Origin of the sequence: Mesorhizobium sp. DCY119 (assembly GCF_003590645.1) — a bacterium.
Taxonomy (GTDB): Bacteria; Pseudomonadota; Alphaproteobacteria; order Rhizobiales; family Rhizobiaceae; genus Mesorhizobium_M.
Genome location: NZ_CP031834.1, coordinates 3,596,275 through 3,613,150, shown reverse-complemented (window position 1 = coordinate 3,613,150; position 16,876 = coordinate 3,596,275). Strand labels below are relative to the sequence as shown.

General features: G+C 61.3%; 11 protein-coding genes. 9 read left to right on the top strand and 2 right to left on the bottom strand.

Annotated elements, in window-relative coordinates:
* Positions 1 to 40 precede the first annotated feature (40 nt).
* The 9 genes from DZG07_RS17565 (at position 41) to DZG07_RS17525 (ending at position 11,654) form a co-directional block, all read left to right on the top strand.
* Positions 41 to 535 carry a hypothetical protein gene (locus DZG07_RS17565; RefSeq protein ID WP_348626423.1) on the top strand — a complete coding sequence of 165 codons (495 nt, stop codon included), beginning with the start codon at positions 41 to 43 and terminating at the stop codon, positions 533 to 535.
* A 98-nt stretch (positions 536 to 633) separates the two neighbouring features.
* The gene (gene ccmI, locus DZG07_RS17560; RefSeq protein WP_119819131.1) at positions 634 to 1,773 is read left to right on the top strand and encodes a c-type cytochrome biogenesis protein CcmI; all 1,140 of its coding nucleotides are present in this window, start codon (positions 634 to 636) and stop codon (positions 1,771 to 1,773) included.
* A 5-nt stretch (positions 1,774 to 1,778) separates the two neighbouring features.
* On the top strand, positions 1,779 to 2,231 hold the full coding sequence (gene ccmE, locus DZG07_RS17555; protein WP_091913901.1) for a cytochrome c maturation protein CcmE: 453 nt from the start codon (positions 1,779 to 1,781) through the stop codon (positions 2,229 to 2,231).
* The gene (locus DZG07_RS17550) at positions 2,231 to 4,216 is read left to right on the top strand and encodes a heme lyase CcmF/NrfE family subunit (RefSeq protein ID WP_119819129.1); all 1,986 of its coding nucleotides are present in this window, start codon (positions 2,231 to 2,233) and stop codon (positions 4,214 to 4,216) included. The genes ccmE and DZG07_RS17550 overlap by 1 nt, the downstream gene beginning before the upstream one ends.
* Complete coding sequence (locus DZG07_RS17545; RefSeq protein WP_119819126.1) at positions 4,213 to 4,680, top strand: cytochrome c-type biogenesis protein; 468 nt, start codon at positions 4,213 to 4,215, stop codon at positions 4,678 to 4,680. Before DZG07_RS17550 ends, DZG07_RS17545 begins: the two co-directional genes overlap by 4 nt.
* 127 nt (positions 4,681 to 4,807) lie before the next feature.
* A complete protein-coding gene (locus DZG07_RS17540) occupies positions 4,808 to 6,349 on the top strand; it encodes a Do family serine endopeptidase (RefSeq protein WP_119819123.1) in 1,542 nt (513 codons plus the stop codon).
* Positions 6,350 to 6,549: 200 nt separating this feature from the next.
* Positions 6,550 to 7,224, top strand: a complete 675-nt coding sequence (locus DZG07_RS17535; RefSeq protein WP_091914086.1) for a response regulator transcription factor — start codon at positions 6,550 to 6,552, stop codon at positions 7,222 to 7,224.
* A gap of 3 nt (positions 7,225 to 7,227) precedes the next feature.
* Positions 7,228 to 8,682 (top strand): ATP-binding protein, encoded by a 1,455-nt coding sequence (locus DZG07_RS17530; RefSeq protein WP_091913905.1) that lies wholly within the window; start codon positions 7,228 to 7,230, stop codon positions 8,680 to 8,682.
* Positions 8,679 to 11,654 carry a bifunctional [glutamine synthetase] adenylyltransferase/[glutamine synthetase]-adenylyl-L-tyrosine phosphorylase gene (locus DZG07_RS17525; RefSeq protein WP_119819120.1) on the top strand — a complete coding sequence of 992 codons (2,976 nt, stop codon included), beginning with the start codon at positions 8,679 to 8,681 and terminating at the stop codon, positions 11,652 to 11,654. The genes DZG07_RS17530 and DZG07_RS17525 overlap by 4 nt, the downstream gene beginning before the upstream one ends.
* A 103-nt stretch (positions 11,655 to 11,757) precedes the next feature.
* Here DZG07_RS17525 and DZG07_RS17520 read toward each other — a convergent pair whose 3' ends face one another.
* Entirely contained in the window at positions 11,758 to 14,079 is a 2,322-nt protein-coding gene (locus DZG07_RS17520) for an ATP-binding protein (protein ID WP_119819117.1), read from the bottom strand.
* Positions 14,080 to 14,219: 140 nt separating this feature from the next.
* Positions 14,220 to 16,865, bottom strand: coding sequence for an aminopeptidase N (gene pepN, locus DZG07_RS17515; RefSeq protein WP_119819114.1), 2,646 nt, complete (start codon positions 16,863 to 16,865; stop codon positions 14,220 to 14,222).
* Between the last annotated feature and the right edge of the window lie 11 nt (positions 16,866 to 16,876).

The following is a 16,876-nucleotide window of genomic DNA, read 5'->3' as shown; positions in this document are numbered from 1 at the left end:
GCCAAATATCAACACTAACGCAACGTCCAAGCCCTTGATCATGGTTGCAAATTCGGAGCTGGTGGTAAGCATGAAATTTCGCGTGACACTGGTTGCCGGACTGCTTGCCGTCTCGGGGTGCACGACGACCGGTTTGTCCGACACGAAAGTGGGCGCCGCCGCCGGCGCTATCGTGGGCGGCGTAACCGGAAATCAGGCCGGTTCGGCAAATGGAAAAGTCGCCTCAACGATTCTCGCGGCGATGGGCAATGGGCTGATTGGCGGCTCGGCCGGCGCTGGCATGGACGATCGGGATCGTCGAAGCGCGCTTGAAGCTGAGTACAAGGCGCTTGAATACACGCAAAGCGGCCAGCCCGTTTCATGGAAAAGCGAGCGGTCAGGTTTCTCGGGTCAGGTGGTCGCGGCGCAGCCCTATCGCGTTGGATCGCAGGATTGCCGACAGTATACCCATACGGTCTATGCCTCTGGCCAAACCCGAACCGCGCGTGGGACGGCCTGCCGAAACACCGATGGCAGCTGGACTCCGCTGACCTGACGCCCGTTTCAGCGTGTTGGCATAAGGTAGGGTTGGACGCTAATCCGCCGCAGGCGGATGATGTTGGCATGGAATCTGGTGGCGTCTATTAAGAGTGCATGATGTTCTGGATCGTTGCAGCCCTGCTCACGCTCGGTGCTAGCCTTGCGGTTTTATTGCCGCTTGCTAGCCGGCCGAAGGGCGATTCCGGCGGCAATGAGCATGATCTCGAAGTTTACAGGGATCAGCTCTCGGAACTCGACCGGGATATGGCAAGGGGTCTGATCGCTCCCGCGGACGCGGAACAGGCTCGCGCCGAGATCGCGCGCAGGATCATCCGGGCCGGCAGTGGCGGCGAAGGCGGCTCTGTTCCGCGCTTTGCGACGAGCGGTCGGGTACTCGGCGGTGTGGCCGTCCTTGCAATTCCATTGATAAGTTGGGGGCTCTATGCGGCCATCGGGTCGCCGGATGTCCCGTCCCAGCCGCTGCAGGAGAGGCTGGCGCAGAACCCGGCAGACGGTTCGGTCGACGAACTCATCGCACGGGCAGAAGGCCATCTCGCTGCGAACCCGCAGGATGGACGCGGTTGGGACGTGTTGGCGCCGGTCTATCTGAGGCTCGGCCGTTTCGATGAAGCCGCCACGGCCTACCGCAACGCCATCCGGCTGGAAGGCTCTACCGCAACGCGTGAAGCAGGGTTGGGCGAGGCGATTACCGATGCCGGTGAGGGCATTGTATCTTCAGACGCGCAGCGTGCTTTCGAACGGGCGCTGAAACTTGAGCCTACACAACCGAAAGCAAGCTTTTATCTGGCCACGGCGCTGGTTCAGGATGGCAAGATGGCGGAAGCCGCCAAGGCCTGGGAGGCCATGCTGGCGCTCCTTCCCGGTGACTCGCCCTGGCGAAGCCCCACGGAACAGGCACTGGCCGAGACCAGGAAGCGTCTGGCGGAAGCTGGTCCACAAAAGCCCTCCACAGGCCCGACCCAGACCGAGATCGATGCCGCGGCTTCCATGTCGCCGACGGACCGGACCGCAATGATCGAAACCATGGTGGCCGGGCTGGACGAAAAGCTGCGCGAGAATCCGAACGATCCGGAAGGCTGGATGCGGCTTGTGCGCTCGTATCTCGTGCTTGGCAAAAAGGATGATGCGCGCACAGCGTTCAATCGCGGTTTGTCCGCTTTGGGCGCTTCGACCGAGGACGGTCGGAAATTCGCCGACTTTGCAGCCACTCTTGGCCTCTCGGCGACGGAGTAGCTGGTATGACGCGTAAACAGAAGAGATTGTCGGTGATCGCAGCGGGCGCCGCATTTCTGATCGCCGCGACCGGTCTTACATTTTACGCGCTTGGCCAGAAGGCATCGTATTTCTACATGCCCGCCGATCTGCAGACGGCCACACTCGAACCAGGTCAGCGCATTCGCCTCGGCGGCCTTGTCGAAAAGGGCACGATCGTTCGAGGGCAGGGCACTGAGGTCAGCTTTGGCGTAACCGACAAGGAAAATTCGGTTAAGGTGACTTATACCGGCATTCTTCCCGATCTTTTTCGGGAAGATCAGGGCGTCATCACCGAAGGCACCTTTGGCGCCGACGGCGTCTTTGTCGCCGACAGCGTGCTTGCCAAGCATGACGAAAACTACATGCCGAAAGAGGTTGCCGATAGCCTGAAAGCCAAGGGCGTCTGGCAGGATGAACAGGCAGGGGGCGGTTCGTAATGGTTGAAACCGGTCACTTTGCGCTTGTTCTGGCCTTTGCGCTGGCCCTGGTACAGTCGCTGGTGCCGCTGTTTGGCGCGCGCACCGGCAATGAGCGGCTGATGGCTGTTGGTGGCCCGGTCGCTGTCACCGGTTTTGCGCTGACGGCACTTTCCTTTGCCGCCCTCACCATGGCCTATGTGCAGTCCGATTTTTCGGTCGCCAATGTCTGGGAGAACTCGCATTCGCTCAAGCCGATGCTGTTCAAGATCACCGGCACATGGGGCAACCACGAAGGCTCGATGCTGCTCTGGGTGCTGATCCTGACGTTCTTCGGCGCGCTGGTCGCGGTGTTTGGCACCAACCTTCCAAACACGTTGCGTGCTAATGTTTTGGCCGTTCAGGGCTGGATCGGTGCTGCATTCTTCCTTTTCATCCTGGCGACGTCCAACCCCTTTGCGCGGTTGGTGCCGGCGCCGATTGAGGGGCGGGATCTCAACCCGATCCTTCAGGATATCGGCCTGGCCATACACCCGCCGCTTCTCTATCTCGGTTATGTCGGCTTCTCCGTCTGCTTTTCCTTTGCGGTTGCGGCCCTGATCGAGGGCAAGATCGACGCCGCCTGGGCGCGATGGGTCCGTCCATGGACGCTTGCCGCCTGGCTGTTCCTGACCGGCGGTATCGCGATGGGATCGTATTGGGCCTATTACGAACTGGGCTGGGGCGGCTTCTGGTTCTGGGACCCGGTCGAGAATGCGTCCTTCATGCCGTGGCTCGCCGGAACGGCGCTGCTTCACTCAGCGATCGTCATGGAAAAGCGCTCGGCCCTGAAAATATGGACGCTGCTTCTTGCGATCCTCACTTTCTCGCTTTCGCTGCTGGGAACCTTCCTTGTTCGATCGGGTGTACTGACTTCGGTTCACGCATTCGCCACCGACCCGAGCCGTGGTGTTTTCATCCTCTGCATTCTGATGCTGTTTATCGGAGGCTCGTTGACGCTCTTTGCCCTGCGCGCCGGCAGCTTGACCGCCGGCGGGATGTTCCAGCCGGTTTCCCGCGAGGGCGCGCTTGTCCTCAACAACCTGTTCCTGACGACGGCTGCCGCCACGGTTCTCATAGGCACGCTCTATCCGCTGGTCATAGAGGCGATTACTGGCGACAAGATCTCGGTTGGTGCCCCCTTCTTCAACCTTACCTTCGGCTCGCTGATGGTGCCGTTGCTGATGCTCGTTCCGTTCGGGCCGCTCCTGGCATGGAAGCGCGGTGATATCTTCGGTGCCGCTCAACGGCTGATGTTCGCATTCGGCGGCGCATTGCTGGCCGTGCTGGTCACGATGCTCGCCGTCGAAGGGGAAACGGTCTTCGCCGCCCTCGGCATCGGGCTTGCCTTCTGGCTCATTCTTGGCGCGCTCACCGATATTGTCTTGAAGTCCGGCTTCGGCAACGTTGCTCCACGCGTCATGTTGAGCCGTTTCGTCGGCCTGCCGCGATCGGTATTCGGCACTACTCTTGCCCATCTTGGCGTCGGACTTTCCGTGCTTGGGATCGTAGGTGTCGTCTCGTTCGAGACCGAAAAGATACTGACCATGCGTGCTGGCGAGACCGTCGAGCTTTCCGGTCATACGGTACGCTTCGAAGGTCTGCATCCGTTCCAGGGGCCGAACTACACGGAAGATCAGGGACGCTTCGTGATTCTTGGTGCAAGCGGAAATGCAACGGGCGAAATCATCTCGTCCAAGCGCTTCTATCCCGCGCGCCGCATGCCGACGACGGAGGCCGGCATCAAGACGCTTGGTTTCAGTCAACTTTACATTTCGCTGGGTGACGAGACGACGGACGGTGCAGTTGTCGTGCGCATGTGGTGGAAGCCAATGGTCACGCTTATCTGGCTCGGCGGGCTGGTGATGATGATAGCGGGTGCCGTATCGCTGACCGACCGGCGGTTGCGCGTCGGCGCACCGGCGCGGCGAGCGAAACCTGCCAGGCCGAGCCCTGCGACGTCATGAAACGCGCGTCGCCTTTCGCCGCTGTCGCACTGCTGCTGGCCTTGGTGTGGAGCGGTGCGGCCTATGCGGTGCTGCCCAATGAAGTGCTGCAGGATCCGGCTCTTGAGGCACGTGCGCGCCTGCTTTCCGAAGAACTGCGCTGCATGGTCTGCCAGAACCAGTCCATAGATATGTCGGATGCCGAGCTTGCCCACGATCTGCGGGTGTTGGTGAGAGAACGCCTGGTTGCCGGCGACAACGACGTGCAGGTTCTGGATTACGTTGTTGCCCGCTACGGCGAGTTCGTACTCCTGAAGCCGCGTTTCAGCTTGCGCAATGCGCTGCTGTGGGGCGCGCCGCTGATCCTGCTTCTGTGCGGCGGTGTGGTGATGTTCTATGCCGCCAGAAACCGGCGCGTTTCCGATGTGCCGGCACTTACGGCCAAGGAAAACGAAGCGCTCGAAGAAATTCTGCGCAAGGACTGAGAACCGCTGGGTTCCAACGAAACATTACGAAAGTTTCATCCAGCGGAAAGAGCGTTGTAATGTAGGTTTCTCTATCCATCTTTCAGAGGATGCGGTTCAGACGCATCCCTTTGAAGAGGATAGTTTCATGACCAACTCCCCCACGCCCGTTTCGAAGACCCGCAGCCGGCTGTTGGCCGCCGCTGCTTCCATGGCTATAGCCGGGGCTATCGGCCTTGGCGCGGTCACTTCCGGCACCGTCCCGGTTTTCGCCGAGGCAGTGCGCGTCGACGCCCCCCAGGCCCCCGGTTTTGCCGATGTGGTCGAACGTGTAACGCCCGCAGTGGTCAGCGTTCGGGTGAAGGCCAAAATCCAGCCGACCTCCGATGACGGCGGCGATTTTACACCCGGCCCCCGCGGCTTCGACAATCTCCCTGACGATCATCCGATGAAGCGCTTCTTCCGCCAGTTCCGTGGCGACGGCGAAGGCGACCAGCGTGGACAGAGACGTTTCAACCGCCCGGACCGTGAGCGTGGCCCGCGGCCTGTCTCGCAAGGCTCTGGCTTCTTCATTTCCGAAGACGGCTATCTCGTCACCAACAACCACGTTGTCGACGGAGGTTCATCCTTCACTGTTGTCATGGATGACGGCAAGGAACTCGACGCCAAACTGATCGGCTCCGATCAGCGCACCGACCTTGCCGTTCTGAAGGTCGAAGGCGATGGCAAGTTCACCTATGTCGACTTTGCTGACGACTCCAAGGTTCGCGTCGGCGACTGGGTCGTCGCGATCGGCAACCCATTCGGCCTGGGCGGCACGGTTACGGCCGGCATCGTCTCGGCACGCGGCCGTGACATAGGTGCTGGCCCTTACGACGATTTCATCCAGATTGACGCGGCGGTGAACCGTGGCAACTCCGGCGGTCCCGCCTTCAATCTCAGCGGCCAGGTCGTCGGCATCAATACGGCCATCTTCTCGCCTTCGGGCGGCAATGTCGGTATCGCCTTTGCGATTCCCGCGTCCACCGCCAAGGTTGTTGTTCAGGACCTGATGAAGAACGGCTCGGTCCAGCGCGGCTGGCTCGGTGTCCAGATCCAGCCTGTCAGCACGGAAATCGCCGAGTCCCTCGGCCTGAGCGGCGCCAAGGGTGCGTTGGTCTCCGAGGCGCAGGACGATGGCCCGGCCAAGAAGGTTGGCATCGTGGCGGGCGACGTCATCACCCAGATCAACGGCAAGGACGTAGCCTCGCCCCGCGAGCTCGCCCGTCTCATCGGCGGCTTTGCACCCGGCAGCTCGGTCGACGTTACGCTTTGGCGCAATGGCAAATCGGAAACCGTCAAGCTTGACCTTGGCGAACTGCCCGGCTCCGACAAGCAGGCGTCGAACGACCAGCAGTCTGCGCCTGAAGTGCCGGCGGATGCACTTGCCGATCTCGGCTTGACCGTCACCGGTGCGGATAACGGCAAGGGGCTGGTCGTGACTGCCGTCGAACCCGACAGCGACGCTGCCGAGCGTGGCATCCAGGCCGGTGACGTCATCATGGCGGTGAACTCGGTTGAGGTGAAGGGCGCGGACGACGTTACCAAGGCCATGTCCGACGCCGCCAAGGCTGGCCGCAAGGCAGTGCTGGTGCAGGTCTCTCGTGACGATACCAACCGCTTCGTAACGCTGCCGGTAGCAAAGGGCTGACCCGCAGATAGAGTTCCTTCGGCGCGGCGATTTCAACACCCCCCGGGCGTCGCGCCGGAGAAAAAGGGGCAGGCGCGATTTGTCAGTCCGCATCGGCTCCAGCGGCAACAGGCTCCCATCGGCCTGTTGCCGCAAACTTCCGGAGATCGCGAATGAACGCTAACATCATGGAACAGGCAGAAATCGCGTATAGTGGTGCGATGAAGATTCTCGTTATCGAAGACGACCGCGAGGCGGCGGAGTATCTGGAAAAGGCGCTTGCCGAGGCAGGGCACACGGCTCATGTCGCCGGCGACGGCGAAACAGGCTTCGCGCTGGCCGATTCCGGTGACTACGATGCCATGATCGTGGACCGCATGCTGCCGCGCCGCGATGGGCTTTCCGTGATCGCTGGCCTTAGATCGCGGGGCAACACCACTCCTGTGCTTATTCTCTCAGCATTGGGCGAAGTCGATGATCGCGTCACGGGCTTGCGCGCCGGCGGCGACGACTACCTGACAAAACCTTACGCGTTCTCCGAATTGCTGGCGCGGATCGAAGTCCTCAATCGCCGCGCTGCCTCCCGCGAGGCCGAGACGGTCTATCGCACCGGCGATCTTGAACTCGACCGTCTCTCGCATACCGTTCGCCGCGCTTCGCAGGACATCACGCTCCAGCCGCGCGAATTCAGGTTGCTCGAATACCTCATGCGTCACGCGGGGCAGGTGGTTACGCGCACCATGCTGCTCGAAAATGTCTGGGACTACCATTTCGATCCGCAGACCAATGTCATCGACGTGCATGTTTCGCGGTTGCGCGGCAAGATCGAGAAGGGCTTCGACAGTCCGATACTGCATACGGTTCGTGGTGCGGGCTACATGCTCAAGGCCGGATAACACATGGCCTTGAGACTGCCTGCCATCATGAAAACGACGGCAGCCCGACTGTCGGCACTTTATCTGATCCTTTTCACGCTGTGTGCGGTTCTTCTGGTCTTCTACATGACATCCTTGTCGGCGCGCATGCTGACGGGGCAGACCATGGAGACGATCAACGAGGAAGTGCAGGGCCTTGGCAGTGCCTATCAGCGCGGCGGACTGCCGCTGCTGGTGCGCACGATCGAGAGGCGGTCGCGCCAGCCCGGTGCCAATCTCTATCTGATTGCCGACGCCAATGGCCGCATCCTCTCCGGCAATGTCCAGAGCCTTCAGCCAGGGGTTCTCAACACCGACGGCTGGACCGAGATACCGTTTTCCTACCAGCGGTTCGGCGAGGGTGCCGACCGGCGCACCAACAACTCGACCGATCCGGAGCCTGCCCAGATGGACGTCGAGGCACGGCACAACGCAATCGCCGTCGTGCTCAGATTACCCAACCAGATGATCGTGATGGTCGGCCGCGATCTTGGCGAGCCGGAGCGCTTCCGAGCCGTCGTGCGCCGTGCCTTGATGGTCGCGCTCGGCATGATGGGGCTGGGAGCGGCACTCATATGGTATTTTGTCGGTCGAACCGCGCTCAGACATATCGACAGTGTTTCCGAAGCGAGCCGCCGCATCATGGGTGGCGACCTGTCGGGCCGTCTGCCGGTGACTGGTGCCGGTGACGAATTCGACCGCCTATCCGAGAACCTCAACACGATGCTGGCGCGGATCGCCAATCTGAATGAGGGGCTGAAACAGGTCTCGGACAATATCGCCCACGACCTGAAGACGCCGCTGACCCGGCTGCGCAATCGCGCTGAGGCGGCTTTGTCCGGGCAGCAGAAGCCCGCCGAATATCGGGCCGCGCTTGAAGGCACGATCGCTGAATCCGACCAGTTGATCCGGACCTTCAACGCCATCCTGATGATCTCGCGCCTGGAAGCGGGGTACTCGGCCGAGGCGGTTTCGAAAGTCGATCTTGCCGCCGCCGTCCGCGACGTGGTCGAGCTTTACGAGCCTGTGGCCGAAGAAGTGGGCGTCGGATTGGAAACGGCGGTCGATGGCTCCTTCATTATCGATGGCAACCGGGAACTGGTTGCTCAGGCGCTGTCCAACATCGTCGACAATGCCATCAAATATTCGGTGGATTCGACGGAAAAACCCATGGTTCGGGTAACGCTTGAAAGAAATGCCGGTGAAATCAGGCTCGGCGTTACCGACAATGGCCAAGGCATCCCCGATGATACCGACAGGGAACGCGTCACTGAACGCTTCGTGCGGCTTGAGAAAAGCCGCTCGCAACCAGGCTCCGGCCTGGGGCTCAGCCTCGCGAAGGCGATCATGAAGTTTCACCACGGCCGGCTCGAACTTTCGTCAGCCAATCCGGGATTATCTGTCATTATGACCTTTCCACAGAGGGAGGCAGGGAAATGACGGCAGGGTCGGCTGCGAAGACGGCAAAAGCGGAAACCGAGAACTGGTTCCGTGGATCGACCGCCAGCTTGACGCCTTTGGATCGCGCGCGGGCTAGGCGCGAGCTTTCCGAGATTGCTGCCTCGGCCGAAGAAGATGGCTTTCCGCGGGTCGCCGAATTGCTGGCCGGGAAAAGCAAGCTGGCCGCATTCCTGGAAGCTGTGTTCGACCTTTCCAGTTTCATGCGCGATTGCGCTCGAAGGCGGCCGGACATCCTCGATGCGTTGTTCGACGAGACTATCGATGAGCGCTTGCTCTCGATCCGGGCCGCTATCGCCGCCGCGGCGCGTGCAGAGGACGTCTCGGAAAAGACGCTGATGATGGCGCTGCGCAAGCTCAAGCTGGAAGCGCATTTCCTGATCGCGCTCGCCGATCTTGCTGTCGAAGCCGACACCGCGACCATTGTTCGCCGCCTGAGCGACCTGGCGGATGCATGCACGGGTGCCGCAGTGGATTTCCTGCTTCGCGAAGCGCATTTCCAGGGCAAGCTGAAGCTGCCTGATCCCGAAAATCCTTCCGAAGGGTCTGGCTGGATACTGCTCGGCATGGGCAAGCTCGGTGCGCATGAGCTGAATTTCTCCTCCGATATCGATCTGGTCGTGTTCTTCGAGCCTGAAGCGCCGGCGGTCATCGATCCGCTCGACGCGTCAGAGCTTTTCGCGCGCCTGACGCGGCGTCTGGTCCGCATCCTTCAGGACCGCACCGAGCATGGCTATGTCTTCCGCACCGATTTGCGCCTGCGCCCTGACCCTGGCTCGACGCCGCTGGCGATCCCGGTCCAGGCGGCGCTGCTCTACTACGAGAGCCGTGGCCAGAACTGGGAGCGAGCCGCCATGATCAAGGCGCGTCCGGTTGCCGGCGATCTGAAAGCGGGCGCCGCCTTCCTTAGGGAATTGCAGCCCTATGTCTGGCGCAAATATATGGATTACGCCGCGATTGCCGATGTGCATTCGATCAAACGCCAGATCCACGCCCACAAGGGGCACGGCGAAATCGCGGTGAAGGGCCACAACGTCAAACTTGGGCGCGGCGGCATCCGCGAGATCGAGTTTTTCGTCCAGACCCAGCAATTGATCGCGGGCGGGCGTTTTCCGGAACTGCGCGGCCGCGAAACCGTGCAAATGCTTGGGCAGCTCGCCGCGCGGGGCTGGATCACCGCCGAGGCGAGGGATGCTCTGACGCGCCAGTACTGGTTCCTGCGCCGTGTCGAGCATGCGATCCAGATGGTGGCCGATGAGCAGTCGCATACCTTGCCCGAGGACAACGAAGGCTTGGAACGCATCGCCCATATGCTCGGATTTGCTGATGCGGATGCGTTCTCAAAGGAGTTTCGGGCGTCGCTGCAGCAGGTCGAGCAGCATTACGCGGCTCTTTTCGAGACAGCGCCTGAACTCTCTTCCGGCATCGGCAATCTGGTCTTCACCGGCGATGTCGATGACCCCGATACGCTTCAAACCTTGCATCGGCTCGGCTTCGAGCGGCCCAGCGACATTTGCCGCGTGATCCGCACCTGGCATTTCGGACGCTATCGCGCCACGCAGTCTGCCGAGGCGCGCGAGAGGCTGACCGAGTTGACACCAGCGCTGCTCGAAGCCTTCGGCAAGACGCGGCGTGCCGACGAAGCGTTGTTGCGCTTCAACGATTTTCTGGCTGGCTTGCCCGCTGGCATTCAGCTCTTTTCGCTGCTGCAATCCAATCCGGCACTTTTGAAGCTGCTGGCGACGATCATGGGAGCTGCACCCCGACTTGCGGGCATCATCACGCGGCGGCCGCATGTCTTTGATGGTCTGCTCGATCCGGCCCTTTTGTCCGAACTGCCCGACAGGGCCTATCTTGCAGGTCGGCTCGCAGCTTTCCTGGAAGCCGCAAAGACTTATGAGGAAACGCTCGACCGGCTGCGCATCTTTGCCGCCGAGCAGAAATTCCTGATCGGCGTACGCCTGCTGGCCGGTTCCATCGACGCCGGGAGGGCGGGAAGGGCCTTTTCCGATCTAGCCGATTTGACCATTGGCGCAGCACTCGATGCGGTGATCGAGGAGTTTTCGTCGCGCCACGGCAAGGTTAAGGGCGGCAAGACCGCAATTCTCGGCATGGGCAAGCTTGGCAGCCGCGAACTGACCGCCGGCTCCGACGTCGATCTCATCCTGCTCTACGACCATGATGCCGATGCGGAGGAATCCGACGGCGAAAAGCCGCTAGCGCCCTCGCATTATTACACGCGCCTGACCCAGAGGCTGATTGCCGCCGTTTCCGCGCCCACTGCCGAGGGCGTTCTCTACGAACTCGACCTGCGCCTGCGGCCATCAGGCAACAAGGGTCCGGTGGCGACGCATATAGATGCGTTCCGCAAATACCAGCGCGGAGAGGCCTGGATCTGGGAGCATATGGCGCTGACCCGCGCACGTGCCGTTGCAGGTGACGAGACGCTTTGCGATGCCGCCGAAGCCGAGGTTGCCGAAATCATCGCCTTGCCGCGCGATGCGGCGAAGGTCGCCAAGGAAGCGGGCGACATGCGCAAGATGATCGAGGAGGAAAAGCCGCCGAGAGACTTATGGGACATCAAGCTCATTCTTGGCGGACTGATCGATCTTGAATTCATCGCCCAGGTGGCGGTCCTGACCGGCCGGGTTGAGGCCGGAGAACGCACCACCGGTACCGGTGAAATTCTCGCACGGCTTGCGCCCGGTTTTGCCGACGCGCAGGTGCGCCAGGAACTCGGCGAAGCCTTTTCGCTCTATGTGTCGCTGACACAGATGATCCGGCTTTGCCTGACCGGCCATTTCGAGCGGCAGGATGTGCCGCCGGGCCTTTCGGACATGCTCTTGGCTATTACCGATCTTCCGGATTTCAGCGTGCTCGAGGCGCACGTCAAGGAAACGTCGCAAAGGGTCAGAACCTATTTCGACCTTCTGCTGCGTGCGAAACGAAAATAATCGCGATGGGAAATCGGGACGAGATTTCGGTCCGCACAACCATAAAAACAAGCGCTGAATAAGGATTTTCTCGGATGCCACCGGCATCCGGAGTTTGCTGCCCTCAGGCCGCCTGCTGCATCGGCTTTGGCGGTTTGCGCATCGGAATCCGAACCGAAACGATGGTGCCGACGCCCTCGTTGGAGCGGATTTTCAGCGCACCGCCGTGCAGCTCGGCAAGCGAGCGCGAAATTGCGAGGCCGAGACCTGACCCGGTGTGGTTCTTGGAAAACTGGTTCTGAACCTGCTCGAACGGTCGCCCGAGTTTGCTCAAGGCACCTTTGGGAATGCCGCAGCCAGTGTCTTCGATTGTGATCATAAGCGCGCCGGAAGCATTGCGCGCTCGCACCGATATATGCCCGCCTTGTCCGGTGAATTTTACCGCGTTCGACAGCAGATTGATGACGATCTGCTTGATAGCGCGGCGGTCGGCAAACAGGGTGAGAGAGTCCGCGATCTGCGTCTCCACCGTGATCGACTTCTGCGCCGCCTGCAGCGAGATGACCCGCACCGTCTCGCTGATGAGCGGGCAGAGATTGATCTCCTCGCTGTCGATCGAGAACTGTCCGGCCTCGATCTTCGACATGTCGAGGATGTCGTTGATGACGCCGAGCAGATATTTGCCGCTGCTGAGGATGTCCTTGGTGTATTCCTCGTAGCGGTCGGAGCCGAGCGGCCCGAAAAGCCCGGATTCCATCAATTCCGAAAAACCGATGATCGCGTTCAAAGGCGTGCGCAATTCGTGCGACATGTTCGCCAGGAATTCGGACTTGGCGCGATTGGCCGCTTCGGCGCGCTCGGTTTCCTTCATGTATTTCTTGTTGAGCTCGACCATTTCGCGCCCGCGCTCCTGCTCGGCGCGCCGCGCGACGCTGAGGTCGTGGATGGTCGCCATCAGCCGGCGTTCGCTGTCGACGAGCTTGTCCTGATGCTGCTTGATCGGCGTGATGTCGGAGCCGACGGACACGATGCCGCCGTCTCGGGTCCTGAGTTCATTGACCTGCAGCCAGCGCCCGTCGTTCAGTTGGCGCTCATAGGTCGCGCCGCCACGATTGCCGTTGGGAGAGGGAAGACGGCGTTCGGAGGCAAATGCAGCCATGCGCTGTTCGAGCACATGACGCGAGACGCCCGGAACGACGTCACGATCGGACAGGCCGTTGTCCTGCTGGTATTTGCTGTTGCACATGATGAGACGCTGCTGCGCGTCCCACAGCACGAAGGACTCGTTGATGTTTTCGATGGCCGTGCGCAGGCGCATGTCGGCGGCTTCTGAGCGCAGCGCCAGGTGACGCTGTTCGGTGACGTCCACGGCAATTCCGATGAGCTGGATTTCCGGTGCGTCTGGATCGATGACCTGCGCGCGGGCGCGCATCCAGACCCAGCGCCCATCGGCGTGGCGCATGCGAAAGACCTGGTCGATGTGGTCGATCTCGCGTGACACGATACGGTTGGCGAGCTGGAACAGGTCGCCGTCCTCGTGATGGATGATGTCGTCGACCTCGCCGAATGACAGCATCGTATCGCAGGGCTCGTAGCCGAGCATGTCGTACATCGAGCGCGACCAGTACATCTTGCCGCGCACCATGTCCCAGTCCCACAGACCGCATCGGCCACGCACCAGCGCAAGGTCGATCCGCTGATGGGCTTCAAGGTAGATGCGGTCCGCTTCCTGCGCCCGCGTCGCCTGGCTGAAATAGGCGTAGAGGATGATGATCAGCACACCCGCCGTCAGCACGAACAGCGTGACATTGAGCGACACCGTCTTGCGCCACTCGGCAAACACGGCGTCCTGCGGAATTAGCGCGGCAGCGGCGGCCTTGCGGTCGTCCGTCAGGCTGAGTGCTGCATACCAGTCCTCGCCGTGGACGCGAACCTCGATGACGCCGGCGCGCTCGCCGAACATGAACAATGGCTGTCCGCCGGAAACGATCCCGTCCAGCGCCCGGCCCTGCCAGCGCGTGGATTCCGGCGACACGGCAACGACGTTGAACTTTCCGTCCATGATTGCCAGCACGTGCCGGCTGCTCATGGCTCCCTGCTGCATGGTGCGCTCGAGCAGATCCTGGCTTTCCTGCACGAAAGAGCCGCCCATGCCGGTGATGGTGACCGAGTTGGCGAGTTCCGACGCGCCCAGTCCGAGTATTGCCTTGGCGTTACGCTCGACGTCGTCATGCCACGCCATCAGCGACAGGAAGCGGGCAGCAGCCACGACAAGAAGGAAGATGACGATAAGGACGGGGATGGAACGGCGCAACAGCGGCTCGGCGGCAAGCAGACGCCGGTAAGCCGGCTCGGCTATGATCCTTGCACTCCCTGCCAGACTGGCGCTTTTGTTTTTGACAAAAGCGCTGCCTCCGGGCGCGCGCCACGCGTCCGTCTTCGCCATAAAAAGGCTCCCCGAAATCTTTCCCCTAAAACGATCCGGCTACACCGTACATCCGAATCATCCATAAGGAATCAGAGGTGATTCGCCTTGTCCAGAGGTCGGAAGTGAAAAGATCGTAAATAGCCTCTCGCAGGCGCTATTTAGGCCAGAGTTCGCTCGACGATATCGCGCAGATCGGCAGAAAGATTCTCAGCCGCGCTGATTGCCAGCAGAGCCTCGCGTGCCTTTGCCTGCCTGCCGGGTTCCAGCGAACGCCAGGAGCGCAGGGCGGTCGCCAGCCTGGCCGCGACCTGAGGATTGCGTTTCTCGACTGCAAGCACCGTTTCCACGAAGAACTTGTAGCCGGCGCCATCGGCACGATGGAAGCCGGTCTGGTTGGCGCTGGCGAAGGTGCCGATCAGCGAGCGCACGCGGTTGGGATTGGCCATCGAGAAGGCGGGGTGAGCCGTCAATCTGCGCACCAGATCGACGGCATCCAGGCCGGGCGTTGCCGCCTGGATCTGGAACCATTTGTCCATGACGAGCGCATCGCTGCGGTATTTTTCTTCGAAAGCAGCCAGCGCATTCACAGCTTCCGCCGACTTCGTATGGCGATGCGCCAGCACCATCAGCGCTGCGGCACGATCCGTCATGTTGGTGGCGGCAGTGAAGTGATCTGCTGCAAGCGTCGTACCCTTCGGCAGAACGGAGAGATAGTCTAGCAGCACGTTGCGCAGCGCCCGGCGTCCGCCGCTGGCTGCATCGGGGCTGAATGAACCTGAAGCGCCAAGTTTCTCGTATAGCGCCTTGAAATGACTCTGGTTCGTCTTGGCGATGGCGCCAACAAGTGCTTCGCGCGCCGCGTAGATCGCGTCGGGATCGATATTCGCGCCGATCTCGCGGGCAATGTCGGCTTCGCCCGGCAGGCTGACCGCCAGTGCGCGGAATGCATGCTCAAGCGTTTCATCACCGGCAATCGTGCCGGCCAGTTCTATAAGTTCCCGCGCAAATGCGGGCTTCTTGCCGCCGAGTGTGCCACGGGTCGCGGTAATAAGCGCGTCCGTAAGCAAGGTGTTGAAGGCCTGCCAGCGCGAGAAGGCATCGCCGTCGTGCCGCGCCAGGAACATCTGGTCTTCCGGCTTCTGCTCTATTGAGAGGGTGATCGGTGCTGAGAAGCCGCGATTGAGCGAGACTGCCGGCCGCTCGACAACGCCCGAGAACGTCACGACATGCCGGCGCTTGCGCAGATGGAGCACGCCATCCTCGACGCTCGCGCCATCGACCGCGGTATAGGCTATATCCTTGCCGTCCTTCCCGACCAGCCCGAAAGCAAGGGGAATATGCATCAGCCGCTTGCGGCTTTCCGAAGGTGTCGGCGGCACTGACTGCTCGATCTCAAGCGTGAACTCGGCGGCTGCCGCATTATGCGATGCAGCGACCGTCACGTTCGGCGTGCCCGCCTGATGATACCAGAGCGAGAATTGCGACAGGTCGCGGCCGGAAACATCCTCGAAGACCTGCAGGAAATCCTCGATCGTAGCGGCATCGCCGTCATGGCGCTCGAAATAGAGGTCCGTGCCTTTGCGGAACATATCCGCGCCGAGGATGGTGCGGATCATCCGCACGACCTCCGACCCCTTCTCGTAGACGGTTGCCGTGTAGAAGTTGTTGATCTCGCGGTAGCGGCGCGGTCGCACGGGATGCGCCAGCGGACCCTGGTCCTCCGGAAACTGGTGCGCTCTCAGCGTGCGCACTTCCGCAATGCGCTTGACCGCGCGCGAACGCTGGTCCGCCGAGAATTCATGGTCGCGGTAGACGGTCAGGCCTTCCTTGAGGCAAAGCTGGAACCAGTCGCGGCAAGTGATTCTGTTTCCTGTCCAATTGTGGAAATACTCATGCGCGATAATCGCTTCGATATTGGCGAAGTCGACGTCGGTTGCCGTTTCCTCGTCGGCAAGGACGTATTTGTCGTTGAAGACGTTGAGGCCCTTGTTTTCCATCGCGCCCATGTTGAAGTCGGACACGGCAACGATGTTGAATACATCGAGATCATATTCCCGCCCGAACACCTCCTCGTCCCAGCGCATCGAGCGCTTGAGCGAGTCCATCGCATAGGCAGCAAGCCTTTCCTTGCCGTGCTCGACATAGATGCCGAGTGCGACCTCACGGCCGGACGCGGTGACAAAGCTGTCGCTGACGAGGCCGAGATCGCCGGCAACCAGCGCAAACAGATAAGACGGCTTGGGGAAGGGGTCGTGCCAGACGGCAAAGTGCCAGCCGTCACCGAGGTCGCCCCGTTCGCCGGGATTGCCGTTCGCCAGAAGCAGCGGCGCTTCATCTCGTTTCGCTTCGATGCGCACGGTGTAAACCGAAAGAATGTCGGGGCGGTCGAGGAAATAGGTGATGCGGCGAAAGCCTTCGGCCTCGCACTGCGTGCAATAGACGCTGTTCGAGCGATAGAGGCCCATCAACGCCTGGTTCTGAGATGGTGCTATCTCGGTTTCGACCACAAGCCGGAACCGCTTGGCCGCCGGCGGATTGGCGATCAAAAGACTTTCCGGTGTGGCCTGATAGCCCGACGGCGCGAGCGCCTTTCCATCGAGCTCGACGCGCTTGAGAACAAGCCCATCGCCATCGAGAACAAGCGGCGGCGTGCCGGAAACGCCATCGCGACGTTCGATCGTCAGTTCCGAAATTACGCGGGTGCTGTCGGGCGACAGCCTGAAGGTAAGGTCGGTCAGCGGAATGTGATAATCACTCGGGCGGTAGTCCTCGAGCCGGAAGACCTGGCCGGTATCTGTGCGCATTTCGTTGACTT

What these genes read in the sequence shown, in the direction of transcription:
- DZG07_RS17565 (WP_348626423.1), top strand. Translation starts at nt 41, where the DNA reads ATGGTTGCAAATTCGGAGCTGGTGGTAAGCATGAAATTTCGCGTGACA.
- DZG07_RS17535 (WP_091914086.1), top strand. Translation starts at nt 6,550, where the DNA reads ATGAAGATTCTCGTTATCGAAGACGACCGCGAGGCGGCGGAGTATCTG.
- pepN (WP_119819114.1), bottom strand. Translation starts at nt 16,865, where the DNA reads ATGCGCACAGATACCGGCCAGGTCTTCCGGCTCGAGGACTACCGCCCG.
- DZG07_RS17540 (WP_119819123.1), top strand. Translation starts at nt 4,808, where the DNA reads ATGACCAACTCCCCCACGCCCGTTTCGAAGACCCGCAGCCGGCTGTTG.
- DZG07_RS17520 (WP_119819117.1), bottom strand. Translation starts at nt 14,079, where the DNA reads ATGGCGAAGACGGACGCGTGGCGCGCGCCCGGAGGCAGCGCTTTTGTC.
- DZG07_RS17525 (WP_119819120.1), top strand. Translation starts at nt 8,679, where the DNA reads ATGACGGCAGGGTCGGCTGCGAAGACGGCAAAAGCGGAAACCGAGAAC.
- ccmI (WP_119819131.1), top strand. Translation starts at nt 634, where the DNA reads ATGATGTTCTGGATCGTTGCAGCCCTGCTCACGCTCGGTGCTAGCCTT.
- DZG07_RS17550 (WP_119819129.1), top strand. Translation starts at nt 2,231, where the DNA reads ATGGTTGAAACCGGTCACTTTGCGCTTGTTCTGGCCTTTGCGCTGGCC.
- DZG07_RS17530 (WP_091913905.1), top strand. Translation starts at nt 7,228, where the DNA reads ATGGCCTTGAGACTGCCTGCCATCATGAAAACGACGGCAGCCCGACTG.
- ccmE (WP_091913901.1), top strand. Translation starts at nt 1,779, where the DNA reads ATGACGCGTAAACAGAAGAGATTGTCGGTGATCGCAGCGGGCGCCGCA.
- DZG07_RS17545 (WP_119819126.1), top strand. Translation starts at nt 4,213, where the DNA reads ATGAAACGCGCGTCGCCTTTCGCCGCTGTCGCACTGCTGCTGGCCTTG.